The 17,713-nt window shown below is 66.7% G+C and carries 13 protein-coding genes; 4 read left to right on the top strand and 9 right to left on the bottom strand.

The window, feature by feature from the left end:
• The 4 genes from Q8Q83_RS04015 to Q8Q83_RS04000 form a co-directional block, all read left to right on the top strand.
• On the top strand, positions 1–1,023 hold a 1,023-nt coding region (locus tag Q8Q83_RS04015), incomplete at its 5' end, for an amidase family protein (RefSeq protein WP_305621334.1).
• Between the two features lie 109 nt (positions 1,024–1,132).
• A complete protein-coding gene (gene gatB, locus Q8Q83_RS04010) occupies positions 1,133–2,596 on the top strand; it encodes an Asp-tRNA(Asn)/Glu-tRNA(Gln) amidotransferase subunit GatB (protein ID WP_305621337.1) in 1,464 nt (487 codons plus the stop codon).
• A 157-nt stretch (positions 2,597–2,753) separates the two neighbouring features.
• A complete protein-coding gene (locus Q8Q83_RS04005; protein ID WP_305621333.1) occupies positions 2,754–3,161 on the top strand; it encodes a septal ring lytic transglycosylase RlpA family protein in 408 nt (135 codons plus the stop codon).
• 16 nt (positions 3,162–3,177) lie between these two features.
• The gene (locus Q8Q83_RS04000) at positions 3,178–3,570 is read left to right on the top strand and encodes a carboxymuconolactone decarboxylase family protein (protein ID WP_305621331.1); all 393 of its coding nucleotides are present in this window, start codon (positions 3,178–3,180) and stop codon (positions 3,568–3,570) included.
• 171 nt (positions 3,571–3,741) lie between these two features.
• Here Q8Q83_RS04000 and Q8Q83_RS03995 read toward each other — a convergent pair whose 3' ends face one another.
• The 9 genes from Q8Q83_RS03995 to Q8Q83_RS03955 all read right to left on the bottom strand — a co-directional run bounded on the left by Q8Q83_RS03995 (position 3,742) and on the right by Q8Q83_RS03955 (position 17,383).
• Positions 3,742–4,557, bottom strand: a complete 816-nt coding sequence (locus Q8Q83_RS03995; protein WP_305621330.1) for a YfaP family protein — start codon at positions 4,555–4,557, stop codon at positions 3,742–3,744.
• Positions 4,558–4,562: 5 nt separating this feature from the next.
• Positions 4,563–6,200 (bottom strand): DUF2300 domain-containing protein, encoded by a 1,638-nt coding sequence (locus tag Q8Q83_RS03990; protein WP_305621328.1) that lies wholly within the window; start codon positions 6,198–6,200, stop codon positions 4,563–4,565.
• Between the two features lie 3 nt (positions 6,201–6,203).
• The gene (locus Q8Q83_RS03985; RefSeq protein WP_305621335.1) at positions 6,204–10,760 is read right to left on the bottom strand and encodes an alpha-2-macroglobulin; all 4,557 of its coding nucleotides are present in this window, start codon (positions 10,758–10,760) and stop codon (positions 6,204–6,206) included.
• An 11-nt stretch (positions 10,761–10,771) separates the two neighbouring features.
• A complete protein-coding gene (locus Q8Q83_RS03980) occupies positions 10,772–11,425 on the bottom strand; it encodes a DUF1175 domain-containing protein (RefSeq protein WP_305621326.1) in 654 nt (217 codons plus the stop codon).
• Positions 11,410–13,245 carry a DUF2138 domain-containing protein gene (locus tag Q8Q83_RS03975; RefSeq protein ID WP_305621324.1) on the bottom strand — a complete coding sequence of 612 codons (1,836 nt, stop codon included), beginning with the start codon at positions 13,243–13,245 and terminating at the stop codon, positions 11,410–11,412. The genes Q8Q83_RS03980 and Q8Q83_RS03975 overlap by 16 nt, the downstream gene beginning before the upstream one ends.
• Positions 13,246–13,282: 37 nt before the next feature.
• The gene (locus Q8Q83_RS03970; RefSeq protein ID WP_305621323.1) at positions 13,283–14,071 is read right to left on the bottom strand and encodes a YfaP family protein; all 789 of its coding nucleotides are present in this window, start codon (positions 14,069–14,071) and stop codon (positions 13,283–13,285) included.
• A gap of 343 nt (positions 14,072–14,414) precedes the next feature.
• Entirely contained in the window at positions 14,415–15,356 is a 942-nt protein-coding gene (locus tag Q8Q83_RS03965) for an AEC family transporter (protein ID WP_305621321.1), read from the bottom strand.
• Between the two features lie 199 nt (positions 15,357–15,555).
• On the bottom strand, positions 15,556–16,116 hold the full coding sequence (locus Q8Q83_RS03960) for a response regulator transcription factor (RefSeq protein ID WP_305621319.1): 561 nt from the start codon (positions 16,114–16,116) through the stop codon (positions 15,556–15,558).
• Positions 16,117–16,129: 13 nt separating this feature from the next.
• On the bottom strand, positions 16,130–17,383 hold the full coding sequence (locus Q8Q83_RS03955; RefSeq protein WP_305621317.1) for an ATP-binding protein: 1,254 nt from the start codon (positions 17,381–17,383) through the stop codon (positions 16,130–16,132).
• Positions 17,384–17,713: the final 330 nt, after the last annotated feature.

Here is a 17,713-nt window from a genome sequence, read left to right as displayed (position 1 = left end):
CTGACCCGCGTACCGGGCGGCTCCAGCGGTGGCTCGGCGGCGGCCGTGGCCGCACGCCTGTTGCCGGCCGCCACCGGCACCGACACCGGCGGCTCGATCCGCCAGCCGGCGGCGCTGACCAACCTCACCGGGATCAAGCCGACCTACGGCCGCGTGTCGCGTTGGGGCATGATCGCCTACGCCTCCAGCCTCGACCAGGGCGGCCCTCTGGCCCGCACCGCCGAGGACTGCGCGCTGATGCTGCAAGCCATGGCCGGTTTCGATGCGAAAGACTCCACCAGCGTCGATCAGCCGGTGGACGACTACCTGGCCGCCCTGAGCCAGCCACTGAACGGCCTGCGTATCGGCCTGCCGAAGGAATACTTCGGCGCAGGCCTCGACGCGCGCATCGCCGACAAGGTGATGGCCGTGGTGGAAGAGCTGAAGAAGCTCGGCGCCACCGTCAAGGAGATCAGCCTGCCGAATATGCAGCACGCGATCCCCGCCTACTACGTGATAGCCCCGGCGGAGGCCAGTTCCAACCTGTCGCGCTTCGACGGCGTGCGCTTCGGCTACCGCTGCGACAACCCGGTCGACCTGGAAGACCTGTACAAGCGCTCGCGCGCGGAAGGCTTCGGCGCGGAAGTGAAACGCCGCATCATGGTCGGCACCTACGCGCTGTCCGCAGGCTACTACGATGCCTACTACCTGAAGGCGCAGAAGATCCGCCGCCTGATCAAGAACGACTTCGTCTCCGCCTTCCACGAGGTGGACCTGATTCTCGGCCCCACCACGCCCAACCTGGCCTGGAAGCTGGGCGAAAAGAACAACGACCCGGTCGCCGCCTACCTGGAAGACATCTACACCATCACCGCCAACCTGGCCGGCATCCCCGGCCTGTCGATGCCCGCCGGCTTCGTCGACGGCTTGCCGGTCGGCGTGCAACTGCTCGCCCCTTACTTCCAGGAAGGCCGCCTGCTCAACGTCGCCCATCAGTACCAGCAGGTGACTGACTGGCATCAACAAGCCCCGAGCGGATTCTGAGGAGCACTGACATGCAATGGGAAACCGTGAACCATGATCTGCCTGGAAATCCACACCCAGCTCAGCACCAGCAGGTCACTGCCTGGCACACCCAAGCCCCGAGCGGATTCTGAGGACGACAACTATGCAATGGGAAACCGTAATAGGGCTGGAAATTCACGCCCAGCTCAGCACCCAGTCGAAGATCTTCTCCGCCAGCGCCGTCGCCTTCGGCGCCGAGCCCAACACCCAGGCCAGCCTGGTTGACCTGGGCATGCCCGGCACCTTGCCGGTGCTCAACGAGGAAGCGGTGCGCATGGCCTGCAAGTTCGGCCTGGCGATCGACGCACACATCGCGGCGAAGAACGTGTTCGCGCGCAAGAACTACTTCTACCCGGACCTGCCCAAGGGCTACCAGACCAGCCAGATGGATGACCCGATAGTCGGCAAGGGCTTTCTGGACATCACCCTGGAAGACGGCACCAGCAAGCGCATCGGCATCACTCGCGCGCACCTGGAAGAGGACGCCGGCAAGAGCCTGCACGAAGACTTCCACGGTATGAGCGGCATCGACCTTAACCGCGCCGGCACGCCGTTGCTGGAAATCGTCTCCGAGCCGGATATCCGCAGCGCCAAGGAAGCGGTGGCCTATGTCAAAGCCATCCACGCCCTGGTGCGCTACCTGGGCATCTGCGACGGCAATATGGCCGAAGGCTCGCTGCGCTGCGACTGCAACGTCTCGGTACGGCCCAAGGGCCAGGCCGAGTTCGGTACCCGCGCCGAGATCAAGAACGTCAACTCCTTCCGTTTTATCGAGAAGGCGATCAACCACGAAGTGCAGCGGCAGATCGAGCTGATCGAGGACGGCGGCAAGGTGGTGCAGGAAACTCGCCTGTACGACCCGAGCAAGGACGAAACCCGCTCCATGCGCAGCAAGGAAGAAGCCAACGACTACCGTTACTTCCCCTGCCCGGACCTGCTGCCGGTGGTGATAGAGCAGAGCTTCCTCGATGCCATCCGCGCCACGCTGCCGGAGTTGCCGGTGCAGAAGCGCGAGCGCTTCGAGGCGCAGTTCGGCCTGTCCGCCTACGACGCCGACGTGCTGGCCGCCAGCCGCGAACTGGCCGACTACTTCGAGGCCGTGCAAGCGGTGTGCGGCGATGCCAAGCTGGCGGCCAACTGGGTGATGGGCGAGCTGTCCAGCCTGCTCAACAAGGACAACCTGGACATCGAGCAGTCGCCGGTGTCCGCCGCGCAACTGGGCGGCATGATCCTGCGCATCAAGGACAACACCATCAGCGGCAAGATCGCCAAGATGGTGTTCGAGGCCCTGGCCGCCGGCGTTGGCGCGACGGCCGACGAAGTGATCGAGCAGAAAGGCCTGAAGCAGGTCACCGACTCCGGCGCCATCGAGTCGATTCTGGACGAAGTGCTGGCGGCCAACGCCGAGCAGGTCGAACAGTACCGCGCCAGCGATGAAGCCAAGCGCGGCAAGATGTTCGGCTTCTTCGTCGGCCAGGCCATGAAGGCCTCGAAAGGCAAGGCCAACCCCGGCCAGGTGAACGAACTGCTCAAGAAAAAGCTCGAAGGGTGAGCCGGATTCTCATTTCTGAATAGCCTGCCAACGCCTGCGTTGGCCCGGCGAACGACCGGCCATGGATGGCCGAGCCGGCCTCCCCTGCAAGACAAGGATGTCTAGCTATACCCACGCCGGGCTTGCCCGGCGTTGCTCTATCTGGAGAACTGGATCTATGCCAACTCGTAAGGCGCACAAGCCAATCCGCAACGGCCTGCTGCTCGCCCTGTTTGCCCTGCTGGCCGGCTGCGCCAGCCAGCGGGTCGACAGCCCGCAAGTTGCCAGCGGCGGCTACCGGGCCGAGGGCAAGGCGTCCTATTACGGCGCCCGGCACCATGGCCACAAGACCGCCAGCGGTGAGCGCTTCGACCAGAACGCCCTGACCGCCGCCCACCGCAGCCTGCCCTTCGGCAGCCGGGTGCGGGTGACCAATCTGCGCAACGACAAGAGCGTGGTGGTGCGCATCAACGACCGCGGCCCCTATGCCAGAGGGCGACTTATCGACCTGTCGCACAAGGCCGCCGAGCAAATCGATATGCTGCGCGCCGGCGTGGTGCCGGTGCGCGTAGAAGCCCTCGAATAACCCAGGGAGAGCCACCATGAGCGAAGAGCAACCCAGCGGTCTGCAGGTGCGCCGCGAAGTGATGGGCGACGCCTTCGTCGACCGCGCCCTGGGTAATGCCACCGCGTTCAGCCAGCCGCTACAGGACTTCGTCAACCAGCACGCCTGGGGCGGCGTGTGGAACCGCGAGGGCCTGGACCGCAAGACCCGCAGCCTGACCACCCTGATCACCCTGGCCGCGCTGACTGCGCTGAAATGCCTGCAGGAGCTGAAAGGCCACGTGCGCGGGGCGCTGAACAACGGCTGCACGGTCGAGGAAGTCCGCGAAACCCTGCTGCACTGTGCGGTCTACGCCGGCGTGCCGGCGGCCATCGACGCCTTCCGCGCCGCCCAGGAAGTGATAGATAGCTGGCAGGCGCCAACAGCCTGAACGCAAGCGCTCGCTCAGCAAGAACGCAGCAGAACCTGTTTAGGATCTCGCGAGCTAGAGCCAGACAAGGCGAGCATGGCCGAGGGCGCGGAGTTTACGAGTTGTAAATGAGCAGCCCGAGGCCATGTTCAACGCCGTATGGCCGACGCGCAGCAGATCGTAAACAGGTTCTCACGGATAGCTGAACTGCTTGACCAGGGTCAGTTCGCCCGGCGCACGCATCGGCACCAGGAAGGACTGCTGCTTCTCGTTCGGCGTACCCTCCTGGCTGATCAGGGTGATCTGCGCGGTGGTCAGATTCGCCGCCGCATTGCCCTCGCCGTCGTAGCCGCCACCGTAATAGTTGACGTAGACCAGGTACTGGCCCTTGAGCGGGGTCGGCGAGGCGATCATTTCCGGGCCGAAGCCACTGGTCACGTCGACGTCCAGCGCCGCGCCGTTGGCCAGCGAGCGCTCGCCGTACCAGACATGGCCGCCGTCCGGCGTCACCAGGTGCAGGTCGAGGTCGGTGTTGCCGCTGTCCCAGGACAGCACCACCCGTAGCTTGGCCGGCGTCTCGCCGCTGCCCTGGTTGTAGAACTGCACGCGGCGCACCTGCTGGCCATCCGGGCTGCGCACCTCGACGTTGTTGCTGCCGGCTGGGAACACGAACGGCCGGTCGAAGCGCCCGTCTTCCTGCACCTTGAGCGGCATGCTGATGCCGTTGACTATCAGCCGCGCCGGCGCGCCCTCGACCTTGGCCGCGCCCTCGATCTGACCGCGGATGCGCGCGGTGTCGGCCTGATCCGGCGCACTGTTGACCGAGGACGCCGGGTAGTTGACCTCCTGGATAAAGTGCGCGCCATCCGCCGAACCCTGGCGCCAGCCCGCGCGCGGAGTGTCCAGGTGCACTTCAGCAACAGCAACGGCACTGGCGGTCAGCGGCAGCAGGCCGATCAGAAACAGGCCGGCCAGGTTCTGGACGATGGGATGCAGGCGATATGTCATGGGGGCTATTCCAGAAGCAGGTGACGGGCGAGGCTTTCGATATAGTCCTCGTCCTGGCCATTGGGGTGGGCCTCGAAGGCCAAGTGCAGGTATTCGTGGGTCAGGTCGAGGCGATCCTGCAGCGACAGCAGGCCGCGCACGTAGATGCGCCGGCGCTCGCGGTCGATATAGGGGTTGCCGGACAGCAGGCGGCACACGGCGAACTGCGCGGTTTCGCTGTAGCCGGGCTCACCGTCCAGGCTCGTGCGCCATTGCCGGCGCTGCGCCTGCAGCCAGTCCTCGGCGGCGTCCAGCGGCTGGCAGGCGGCCACCGGCTTGTCCCAGCGGCTCAGGCTGGCGCGCGGGAAGGCGCGGGCGAGGATGGCGTCGTAGCGCAATCCGGATTCGGCCTGCTCGACCGCCTGGCGCCAGACCAGTCGCTCGGGGCCGGGCAGATCGGCGTGATAGGTGACGGCGCTGCCGGCCAGCACCAGGTCGGCGCTCCAGGCGGCGATGGCACGCGCCGCGGCGCTGGCCGGGCGTGGCGCGACGCGCTGGCTGGCGCTGCTGTCGCGGATCGCCAGGCATTCGCCCCGGCGTTCGGCGTTCTGCAGCAGATAGCTGCGGATGGTCACCGCCAGGGCCTTGGCCGCCTCGGCCGGCTGGGCGGCCGCCTCGCGATCCAGCACCCGCGCCACATACTCCTCGCGGCTCAGGCGCGCGGTCAGGTGCAGCGCGTCGCCCTGGCGCAGGAGGAACAGTTCGCCGGCGCTCTCGATGGCTAGCCGGTTGCCATTGGCGAACTCCACCTCATGGTGTCCATGCAACGCTCCCGTAACCGCGACACGCTCTTGCTGGCGCACCTGGCGCAGCGGGTAACGGTCGAACAGCGCGACTTCCACGCAAGCACCCGGTTCCTGCGGCCAAGGGGTCGGCAGCGTGCGCCCGAGCACCTCGGCATAGCCGCGCAGGATGCTCTGGCTGGTACCGGAGCCGCCGGCCCACAGCGGCGTACCATCCACCAGCCAGCCGGCGAAGCCGCCCTGGCGCGCCTGGACATCGCCATCGGCCAGCCAGCTCCAGGTCTTCACCCGCAGGCGCCCGCCGAGCGCGCCGAGCGCCGCGGCGTCCGGCGCATTCAACGGCACGTCGAGCAACACCCGCCGCGCCTCGGCCTGGGCCGGCAGGTTGGCCAGTACGTCGAGCAGTTCGGCCACCGCCACCCGCCGTTGCGGCTGCAACTGGTCGAGGTCGCGTAGCCAGGTCGGCGCCCGTTGCGCCTGCCAGTAGCGATCCCATTCGCCAGCCTGCAAGCCCAGGCGCGCCGGGGCGAAATACAGGCCGCAGGACTTGGCCAGGGCCTGATCGCGGTCGATCCGCTCGCCGGCCTGGCAGCAGTAGACTTCCTCGCGATCCTGGCCGCCGCAGACGTAGCCCTCATCGGGGCGCTGAGTGTCGGTCAGGTAGGCGTAGACGAACAGCTTCCACAGGCTGCCCAGCGGCGCGTCCAGTTGTGCCGGCAGGTCGCCGCGCGTCAGCACCTGCTGGCGATCCAGCTGCAACAACTGATCGCCCTGGCTGGTGCGCCAGGCCAGCTGCAGGGGCGCCTGCCCCGCCTCTGTGAGCAGGGGCAACAGCAGCGCCAGCCAGCAGAGCGCACGCACGGCTTATTCGACCTGCAGCTCGGCCAGCGCCGGGTCCTGCTCGACGGCCTGCTGCAACGGGTCGTACATGCGCACGTAGCGCGCCGGCGGCAGGTGGAACTGGCCTTTCTGTGAGAAACGCACCAGGTGGCGCAGCTGGATGCTGCCCTGCAGGCTGTCGACCGGCACCGCGTAGAGCATCTGCCCCGGTTCGTGGCGGGCCTTCTCCAGCGGCGCCGCCTCCTCCGAGCCTAAACCGCTGATCTGGACCCCCCAGGTGGTGCGCTCGACATCGGCACCCGGCGGCAGCGGCACTTCCAGCAGGCCGTAGCGATAGGCATGCTCGGCGTCGCCTTCCAGAGTCACCTCGTCGAGATACAGCTCGTCACTGGACAGCGGACCGTCGCCCACTTCCTCGACACTGAAACTGAAGGCTTTCTCGCCCGGCACCAGGCGCAGCAGGCGCCGGCTGACCTGCACCGGTAGCTCACCGCTCGGTGCCTGGGCGCTGTCGAAGCTCAGCGCGGCATGCACGGCGCCGCTCTGTTCGGCCGGCAAGGCCAGCTCCTTGGGCGGCTCCTGGCCTTGCCATTGCCACCAGTTCTCGCCGGTCGCGCCCTGCTGAGCCAACCAGCCAGCACCCGGCGCCGGCATGGCGAGCGGCGGCGCCTGCTCGATGCGATCCTGCAACCAGGTCAGCGCCAGCGCCCGTTCCAGGGTCGCCTGCTGCGGTGTCAGACGCTGCAGCAGGGCATTGACCTGCTGCGGATCGAGCTGGCCACGGGACAGGCGCAGCGCAGCGGCGAAGGTATGGGTACTGCTGACCACGCGCTGGCGGGCCGCATCTAAGCCGGCGTTGAAGGTCGCCGGCAGGTTGACCTTGGTGGCCTCCGCCAGATCGGCGGCGAACACCCGTGCCAGCGCCAGGCCGAGCTGCGAGTTCGGCGCGGCCATTACCGGGCTGGTCAGACCGGCATCGTCCAGGGTGACGTCGTCACCTTCGCCGGCCTGACCCAGATCGGCCAGCAGGCCTTCCAGCAGGGTGTTCACCGGCAGCTGCATCTCGCGGGCGAACTCGAGGATCAGCGCACGCTGCAGCAGCGGCGTGTTCGCCGCCTGCTTGGCGTAGACCTCCAGCACGCGCTGCCAGTGCTCTGGCGGCAGGTCGATGTGCAGCGCGCGACTGGCATGCCAGTCGGCGTAGTAGGCATAGGTGGTGAGGAAGGCATCCGCCTCGCCGTCCTGGCCCCACCAGGTGAAGCCGGCTTCCGGGCCGGCCATTTGCACCAGGCGCAGGCGGCTGTTCTGCATGATCAGGCGCAGGCGCTCGCCGATACGTGCCTCGCCTTTCGCAAGAGCAGGGTAGGCCAGGCTTAGCGGCAGCAGGCGGCTGGCGGTCTGCTCGACGCAGCCGTAGGGATAGTCGAGCAGGTCGTCGAGGGCCGAACGGAACAGCGCTTGCGAGCTACCGTCTAGACGCAGGCGGATATTGCCGGCATCGGCCGGCAGGCTTAGCGGATTGCTGCCGGCACTCAGGCTCAGGTTCTGCGTGTGCAGGCGCTGCCAGCCTGCGCCGGCCACGCGCAGGCGCACGCCGAGGGCATCCACCGGCTTGCCGTCCTGCACCAGCTCGGCGCTCCACTCCCCGGCCACCAGGCTGGTCGGCGGCAGCGCCAGGTAGTTCACGCCCTTTTCCAGTTCGACCGACTGGCGGTGTTCCTGGCCAGCATAGTGGGTGACCAATTCGGCCTTGGTCGCTTCCTCGCCCTGGTTGAAGGCGAACAGACCCAGCTGCGGCTTGTCATCGGCGCGGAACAGGGTCGGCCCGCTCCATTTCAGGTACAGCGGTTTCTCCGAACGGATGAACTGCTTCTTCTGCCCCACTTCGCCGGCCTCATTGACCGCGCGCACGGTGATGCGCCAGCGGGTCAGCGAGTCGGGCATGCGGAAGCTGAAGCGCACCTTGCCGTCGGCATCGGTGACCAGGTCGGGCTGCCAGGCGGCGGTATCGACTTCCTCGCGGCGCGGCCGCTCCAGCACCTTGACCCCACGCTCGCTGCGGTTGGCCCGGCCCGGCGCGGTCGGATTGCCCGGCAGGGCCACGTCGTAGCTGATAAAGGACAGGCTGGCACTGGTGCGCACGTTGTTGCGCCGCGGGTGGTAGAAGAACTGGTCGATGCCAGGGGCGATTTCCGGCTGCAGGGCGTAGATCATCTCGTCCACCACGCTGACGGTCAGGCGCGTGGCCGCCGGCTTGCCGGCGAACTGGGTGGCCAGCTCGACCGTCACCGTGTCGCCCGGCTGGTAGCGCTCCTTGTCGGTGGCGATAGCGATCTCCACCTGCGGCTTGGCCACCTTGATCCCGGCGTTCTGGAAGCTGTAGTCGCCGCCCTTGGTGTAGAGCACGGAGAAGGTCAGGTTGGGCGCGAAGTGGTCGCCCACCGGAATCCGCGCGCGGTACTGGGTGTCGTTGAGCTTCTCCAGCTTGAGCCAATCGCCGCCCTTGGACAGCAGCGCGGTGGCTTCCACCTGGTCACGCTCCAGGGTCAGCAGCGCATCACCGACCGGCTCGGGGAAGGTGATCAGCGCCTGGGCCTCGGCGCCGGACTGGTACTCGTCCTGGTCGAAGATCACTTCCACGGTGCCGGCCACCGCCTTGACCCCGTCGCCGCTGACCGAGTGACCGGTGGCGCCTAGGATCAGGCCGTGCTTGTCCTTGAGGGTGATGCTGTAGGTACCGGGACGCTCGAAGCTGAGGCTGAAGCCCGTCGCGTCGTCACCCAGGCTGCCGCTGTGCTGGCTCTGGTCTTCCAGGCGCACCCATTCATAGCGGGCCGGCTTGAGTTCGCTGGCTTGCTCGCTGCGGTAGCTGAACGGCACGGCCTCGCCCACCGCGCTGAAACGCTGCGGCGCCTCCAGGCGATAGCGCGCGGCGCCGCGCTCGATAAGGATTTCCTTGCTGACCTTGACCCGGTAGGCGGCGCCGTCGCTGGCGAACACGGTGAGCAGGTAGCGGCTCGGCTTGTCCGCGGCTGGCAGTTCGAGGGCCGCGCGGCCCTGATCGTCGGTGCTCAGCTCGCTGCTGCTGAGTTCCACCGGGAACTGGCCGAGGTACTGCAGCTCGTTGTCGATCATCGACAGCTGCTGGGCGCGCAGGCTCAGTTGCAGGCGGGCGTTCTTCACCGGCTTGCCGTCCGGGTAGAGCAGCACCAGGTTGCCGCTGACCTTCTCGCCGGTGCGGAAGTCCGGCTTGCTCAGGTCGAGGGCGATCTCGAAGTGCGGCTTGATATAGTCGGCTACACGGAAGGCGCTGCTGTACAGCTGGTCGCGGTAGCTGAAGCGCAGCTCGTAGCCGCCGGCCACGGCGTTGTCCGGCAGCTGGAAGCGACCCTGGGTGCCGGCCTTGGCGTCGAGGGCCAGGTCGAGGCTCTGCAGCACGGTGCCGGTGGCATCCAGCACGCTGAGCTTGAGCGGCGCGGCTTGCGCCGCCACCGAGTCGCGGGCGTTCTTGAACTCGCGGCCGACTATCTTCACTTCCACCCAGTCGCCCGGGCGGTACAGCGGGCGGTCGGTAAAGGCGTACAGCTTGGTGTCGTAGATTTCGCTGTCGTAATAGAAGTTCTCGGAGACGAACACCCCGCCTTCGCTGTCCTCGCCGAGCACGTAGGAACGCTCCGGGCTGACGTGCTGCAGGCGCAGCAGGCCCTGGGCATCGGTGCTGCCGCTGCTCATCACGCCCAGGCCATCGCTCCACAGCACCTTGGCTCCGGCCACCGCAGCGCCTTCACGCTTGTGCGCGGTCCACACCAGCAGTTCGTTGCCGGCGATCTTGCTCACCGCGACTGTGTTGGAGACGAACACCACGGTGGTCGCACGGAACTTACCGACCAGCGCCTCGACCAGGTACAGCCCCGGCTTGAGCTTGCCCAGCGGGATATAGACGTTGCCCGGATTGACGCTGACGAACGAGCTGGACGAGCCGGCCAGCTCGACGCCGCTAGGCGGCTGAATCGGTTTGGCATCCCACAGCGGGTAGCGGAACTGCGCGATAAGCGGCAGGCCCTTCATCGGCGCGTACTGCGGCTGCGCCTCGAACTGGGTCGGCGCCCTGATCGCGTCGCCCATCTTCAGCTCCGGCGCTTCCTCGGTGACCTGCTTGCGCGACTCGTAGGAGAAGGCGCGCTGCATCACCCGCCGCGACTTGCGGTACCAGCTGTCCCACAGGTAGCTCAGGGTGTTGGACAGGCCCTCGCCCTTGAACTCGCCCTCGGCCACCACCCGGTGCAGGTTCTTCTGGCGCTTGAGGAAGTCCAGCGGCCGGTCGATGCGGTACACGCGCATGTCCACCCCGCCGTAGGGTTCCATCATATAGCGCCGGTAGTCGCGCCCCGGCGCCTCCAGGCGCACCTGGGCCACTTCGTCGGTGGCGAAGCTGGAGTCGGCGAGCAGGAAGAACGACTGCCCGGCCACCGGCGAGTAGCCACTCGGCTCCACGCTGTCGTCGGCCTGAGCGAGGCCCAGCGGCAGCACGCCGAGCAGCAGGGCTGCTAGGGTCAGGCGCGGCAGACGGGCGATGCTTATCGCGCGAGCCGTTATCGACTGAGAAAGTGCAGCCGATAGACGCCGATAAAGTTGGGATTGGATTCGTCGGGTATCCATCGGGTGTCCTTCCATGTCATGAGTTGTTGCAGGCTCACCGAGCGCATGCCGTTGTCTGTTTGGGTGGTGGTGCCAGTGTGATAGGCGATGTTGCGGCCCATCCAGATCATCAGGTGCTGGTCGTCACCCTGGTCGAAGAACATCAGGTCGCCGGGGCGCGCCTGGTTGAGGTCGCGTCCGAGGAACTGGCTGTTGTACTGGATCAGCTTGATCGCGTTGACGTAGGGGCCGACCTGCCCGCCGCCCTGTTGCCAGTGCTGGGCGAACTGGCGCTGGGCCGCGCTCAGCTCCAGCTCCGGCGGCAGGTAGCGGTTGGACAGGCCGTTGGCGCGCAGCCACTTGGCGTCGTGCAGCTTGAGCGCCTCGTTGGCGGCGAAGCGCACCAGGCCGGCACAGTCCTGCTGCTGCCAGCGCGGACTGGGGCCCTGGCGCAGCTGTTCCTGGGCGATACGCACGAACCAGGCGCGAAACACCTGGGACTGCTGCGCGTCCAGCGCCGGCGCCGCTTCTGCTGCCTGCAGCGCCTGGCTGCACAACAGCAACCAGGCGACGGCGGCGTAGCGCAGTGCTCTCACAGAGCGCGCCATTGCAACGGCAGCCACTGCCAGGCGCTGCTGGCTTCGCTGTCGGCCGGCAGGGTCAGGGCGTACTTGCCGTGCTCGGACAGGGCGCGCAGCTTGGGCAGCAGGTTGCTCTGGGCGGCGTTGCGGAACACCGGCTCCATATCTTCCGGCAGGCTCTCCAGGGTCTCCCGCTCGAACAGCGTGGCCAGGCTCTGCGGCGCCAGGTAGGCCGGCACCAGGGCATCCTTGGGCAGCACGTCGGCCAGCGGCGGGAAGCGTTTGTCCAGGGTATCCAGGGCCTTGTCCACCAGGCGGTCGTCCAGGGAGAACAGCAGGGTCGATCCGTGCCGCGCCAGGCTGACGCGGAAGTAGCCGCTGGCGGCCAGCGCGTCGGGCTGCGCGGCCTGGCTGGCCGGGTACTGGCCGAAGTTGGAGCCGACCTCGCGCTGCCACTTGTGCGCCGCACCCTGCTCGCTGCTTTCGAGCGGGAACAGCCCGCCTTCGACATTGGCTTCCCAGGCGCCGATCAGGCTGCCGAACAGCTTGCCCAGCTCGGCATCGGTCTGCGGGCTGGCCGCGGCCTTGAGCGTGCCGACCAGCAGCGGCGAGTGCAGGCGCGACTCGGCGTACCAGCACAGCCCGGCGGTGCCGCTGAGTTGGCCGCTCAGCTCGGCGGCCACCTTGGCCTCGGCGCCGACCTTGGCCAGCAGGCGCTCGGACATGCCCGCCGCCACCGGCAGGGCGACGCAGGCGCTGGCGCCCATAGGCATGGCACGCCACACCGGGGTGAAGTCGAACTTGGCCTGATCCTCTACCTCATCCAGGGCCAGGAAGCTGTGCCAGCCCTGTGCGTCCATCTCGAAGCGCAGGCCGGCAAAGGCCGGGATAAAGCGCTGGTAGCCCAGGGCGAGGAAATCCGAGCTGAGGCTGATGCGCTGGCTCAGCTGGTCGCGCGGCTCCAGGCCGAAACTGTCCGGAAACGGATGCGCACCGCCGAGCAGGGCCTCGACCGCATCGGTCGACACCTTGGCCAGCAGCGGGCCGCTAGGGGCTTCGGCTTCGGCTGCAACCGCAGCTTCAGCGGCCTCGGCAGCCTCCGCTGGCGCCGCTGCGGCAGCCTCGCCATCCGCACTCGGCACCGCGGGCTTGCTGGAAACCGGCTCGGGCTCAGGTTCGGGGGCGAACAGCATATCGGCGCTGGACAGCAGCAACAGCTGGTCGCCATGGGAGGCGAACAGCACGGAGCGGTCGCCGTTGTAGCGCAGGCGGTAGAAGGGCACCGCTACGCCATCGACGCTGAACTCGCCGGCCTGGCTCAGCTGGGTGTCGTTCAGCGCCACCTTGGCCAGGGGCTCCAGGGCCTTGGCCAAACCGCCGCGCTCGATCACCACCAGGAAGTGCTTGAGCCGGCCGCCGGCATCGCGCCACAAAGCGACCTCGGCCGGCTGGTCGAGCAACTCGTCCAGCAGGTTGTCGCGCAGCTGCAGGTCGTGTTCGTAGATGATCCGCCGCAGGCTACCGGTCAGGCCGAGGCGGTCGGCGTTGGCCTCGTAGTAGAACACCAGGTCCTCGGTCAGGGTGTCGCGTAGCAGCGGCACGGCCAGCAGGTCCTTGGGCAGACGGCTGAGCGAGGCGCTCTCGATCAGCACGTCGGGGCGCGCCAGGTCCAGGCCGAGCAGGTTCTGCTCGCCCAGCTGACGACCACCGTGCTGGTCCTGCCACAGCCAGCCGAAGATCCCGGCCGCAGCCACCGGCAGCGCCACGGCCAGAGCGAGCAGCAGCGGGCGCATACGCCGGCCGGCTGGTGCGCCTTCGCTGGCGACGGGTGTGGTGTTTTCGCTCATGTCTGCAAACCCCGGTTCATCCCTGCGCAGGGAACATTCAATAGTTGAAGGACTTGATCGGCAGCAGGTCGCCGATGGTGCGCAGCGGCACCACGAACGTCTCGCGCTTCTCGTTGACGGTGTTCTCGTTGAACACCAGGCTGATCTGCGAGGTGATCACCTCGTTCTGGTTGCTGCCGGCCTTGAAGTTGTAACCCTGACTGTTCAGGTTGCCCCAGTAGTTCACGTAGATCAGGTAGGTGCCGTGCAGCGGCGCAGTCATGGTGAACATTTCCGGGCCGGGGCCATCGACGCTGTCGACATCCAGGCCGCCGCCATTGCTCATCACCGGGTCGGCCCAGAAGGCGTGCTGGCCGTCGGGGGTGACCACGTGCAGGTCCAGCTCGGCCTTGGGATCGTCCCAACCGAGGACGATGCGCACCCGCGCCGGGGTCTTCTGGTTATTGGCCTCAAAGAACTGCACGCGGCGCAGCGGCTGGCCATCGGCCCGCAGCTCGACGCTGTTGGAGCCGGCGCCGAAGCTGTAGGGCCGGGCAAAACGCCCTTCGGCGTCGGTATAAAGAGGTAGTGGATTGCCGTTGACCGCCAGCACATGGGGCTGGCGCAGGCCCTGGGTGCCGGCGAGCTTGCCTTCGATCATGCTGCGGTTGCGCTGCGCGCCGCGATCGATGGGCGGAGTAGGATAGGCGACGCGGGCGTTCTCGGTGCGGTCGAGCAGGCCGGAATAGCGCCAGCCGGCTGCCGGCCCATCGAGGCTGGCGGAAGGCTCTGCCAAGGCAGCCGACGCGGGCAGCGCCAGGCATAGCAGCAACAGCGGGGGGCGCATGATTTAGTCCTTTAAATAGGCGCGAAGGCGCGCAGGGTAGCGACTTGTATAGCAGCTGACAATCGCAACAGCTGACGGCCGGCTGAAGCTTGCGAGTGGGGTCACAACTCAATCAGACGAGTCTTAATAGCGCGGCGTCTTAGAACCTGTTCACGATCTCGCGAGCTAGAGCAATACAAGGCAAAAACAGGCGAGGAAGCGGAGTTTACGAGCTGTAAATGAGCAGTACTCGTTTCACTCGCCCTTCGGGCCGCGCTAAAGCGCGTTAGCCGCAAGCGGCTTGCCGAGCCTGTTTTTAACGCAGTAGGGCCGACGCGCAGCAGATCGTGAACAGGTTCTTAGCTTAGATCCAGCCCGCCCACTGCAGCAGCAACAATCCGATATTGGTGCTGAGCACCGACGCCAGGGTGGTGATCACTATGATCGCCGCCGCCAGCTGGTGGTTGCCGCCCACGGCCTTGGCCATGACGAAGCTGGCGGCCGCCGTGGGGCTGGCGAAATACAGGAAGAGGATCGCCAGGTCGGCCTCGCGAAAGCCCCACAGCCAGGCGCCCAATGTAGCCAGCAGAGGCAGCCAGAACACCTTCAGCAGGCTCGAGCTGATGGCCACGCCGCTGCTCTCGCGCAAGGATTCCAGGGTCAGGGTGGCGCCGATGCAGATCAACGCCAGCGGCAGGCTCATCTGCGCGAAATAGCCACCCGAGGTCAGCAGCCAGGCGGGCAAGGGAATCTGCCAGGCGGCGAAGGGAATGGCCGCCAGCACGCCGATGATCAGGGGGTTGCTGAGGATGCTCTTGCTCAGGCTCCACAGATCGGTCTTGGCCTGCGGGCTGTAGATCGCCAGCACTATGGCCGACAACGTGTTGTAGCTGAGGATCACCACCCCGCCGAGCACCGCCCCCAGCGACAGGCCGTAGTCGCCATAGATGCTGGTGGCCAGGGCCAGGCCGACTATGCCGTTATTGCCGCGAAACGCGCCCTGGGTATAGATGCCGCGATCGGCCTGCGGACATCGCAGAATCGCCCAGCCCCAGGCCAGCAGGAAACAGCCCAGGGTCGCCAGCAGGAAGTACAGCAACAGCGCCGGCTGCAGCGCGGTGCTCAGGTCCGCCTTGACTATGCCGAGGAACAACAGGGTCGGCAGGGTGCCGCGAAACACCAGGGTCGAGGCCGTATGGACAAAGGCCGCATCGATCAGTCCCCAGCGCTTGAGCGCCACACCGAGAAACAGCATGGCGAACACCGGCGCGGTGACCGCAAGGGTTTGCTGGACGACGGCGAGCATAACGGCCCCTGGCTAGGCAATTGATAGGGGGCGAAGGATAACAAGCCAGTGGTCGACAAAGCTTTCGGCCGTTAAAGAATCAGGCCAAACGTGGCAGAGGTCAGAGGTGGACAAGGCTTCGCCATCTCCACCCTACGACCCGATATGAAGCTTGTGTAGGGTGGACATGCCATAGGCTTGGCCACCTGGTAAGCCGGGTTTAGCGGCGGACCGGGCGCTTCTGCAATTTGCGCTGCAGGGTACGGCGGTGCATGCCCAGGGCGCGGGCGGTGGCGGAGATATTGCCTTCGTGCTCGGTGAGTACGCGCTGGATATGTTCCCACTGCAGGCGGTCCACCGACATCGGGTTTTCCGGCACCAGGCTGTCCAGGTCGGCGTGCTGGGTGAGCAGCGCGGCCAGCACGTCGTCGGCATCCGCCGGCTTGCACAGGTAGTTGCAGGCGCCACGCTTGATCGCCTCCACCGCGGTGGCGATGCTGGAATAGCCGGTGAGAATCACCACGCGCATCTCGGCATCCAGCTCCAGCAGCTTGGGCAGCAGCACCAGGCCGGAGTCGCCTTCCATCTTCAGGTCCAGCACGGCGTAGTCCGGCACATCCTGCTCGGCCAGGGCCAGGCCTTCTTCGGCGGAACCGGCGGTGGACACGCGCAAGCCGCGCCGGCTCATGGCCCGCGCCATGACGCGGGTGAAGGTGGGGTCATCATCCACCAGCAGCAGGTGGGGTTGTTCTTCGCCTTCGAACAGGGCTTCGTCACTCATACTCAATGCCTCCTCAGGCCCGGCCATAGGCACGCGGCAGCTTCAGTTCGGTGAGGGTGCCGCCCTCTTCATGGTTATACAGCTTAACCGTGCCACCGGCACGGGTGACGCTGGCCTGACTGAGAAACAGGCCCAGGCCGAAACCCTTGCCCTTGGTGGTGAAAAACGGCCGACCGATCTGCTCGGCGATCGCCAGGGGCACACCGGCGCCGAAGTCGCGAATGCTCAGGCGCAGCCACTGGTGATCCCAGTCCAGGCTGATATCCAGGTTGTCCGGGCAGGCATCGGCGGCGTTGTTCAGCAGGTTGAGCAAGGCCTGGGTCAGATCAGCCGGCGGCATCATCCGCGGCGGCGTGCCACGGCCCAGGCACTGATAGCGGTAGCTGGCCTCCGGACGCATCAGATGCCAGCGATTGAGAGCCCCCTCCAGCCATTCCCCCGCGGACAGTTCGATCACCGCCTGGCGCCGGTCCGCCTCGGCGGCGCGCACCAGGTGCTGCAAGGTTTCCTTGCACAGCTTGACCTGCTCCTGCAGCACCGCCAGGTCTTCCTGCAGGGTCGGGTCCTGATACTCGCGGCGCAGCTCCTTGATCAGCACGCTCATGGTCGCCAAGGGCGTGCCCAGCTCGTGGGCGGCGCCGGCAGCCTGGGTCGCCACGGCGAGCAGCTGCTGGTCGCGCAGGCCTTCCTCGCGGCGCTCGGCGCGCAGCTCTTCCTGATGGCGCAGCTCCTCGGCCATCTTGGCGACGAAGAAGGTGATCAGCCCGGCCGCCAGGGCGAAGCTCAGCCACATGCCATAGATCAGCAGGCTTTCCCGCGGCGCGGCCGGCAAATCCAGCGGATGCGACCACACCAACAGGAAGGTGTAACCGCCCAGCGCCAGACCGGACAGGGTGATGGTGTAGAGCCAGGGCAGGGTCGCCGCGGCGATGGTCAGCGGCACCAGGTAATAGGAGACGAAGGGGTTGGTCGAGCCACCCGAGTAATACAGCAACAGGCTGTGGATGATCAGGTCGCAGCCCAGCTGCACCGCATATTCCTGCTCGGTCACCGGCCAGGGCCCGCGCAGGCGCGCGGCGGTGACCAGGCACAGCACCAGCGACACGCCCAGGGTCAGGCTCAACTCCTGCCAGGGCAGCGGCAGCGCCCCCGACTTGTAGGCCAGCCCCACCGAACCGGCCTGGGCGGCCAGCACCAGAATGCGGATCAGGGTCAGGCGCCAGAGGTTCTGCCGGCTGGCCGATAGCAACTGCACGGGTGCGAGCATGGCTTCTCCAAAATGCTCCAAGGTGCTCATTTAGCGAGCCGCAGGAGTATAACCAAGCACCTGCCCGACCAACTGCGGCAACGCGCCGCAGCTGGCAACGGGCCGGGCAAAAAATTGCCTGGAGCAATTTTTAACGTCGCGCAGCGACGGCCCGAAGGGTGGCCGCCATGGATGGCAGGCCATAAAAAGTTGAACCGGGTTTACAGACCGCTGAAAAATGTAGGCGAGGCAGCCGAGACAAGGCAAAAACAGGCGAGGAAGCGGAGTTTACGAGCTGTAAATGAGCATTCCGAGCCTGTTTTTAACGCCGTATCGGCAACGCAGGTAGTT

This window comes from Pseudomonas sp., from assembly GCF_030696055.1.
In the GTDB taxonomy this organism is placed as follows: Bacteria; Pseudomonadota; Gammaproteobacteria; order Pseudomonadales; family Pseudomonadaceae; genus Aquipseudomonas.
Note: the sequence above shows the minus strand (reverse complement) of the source record. Positions and strands in the feature narration are given on the sequence as shown.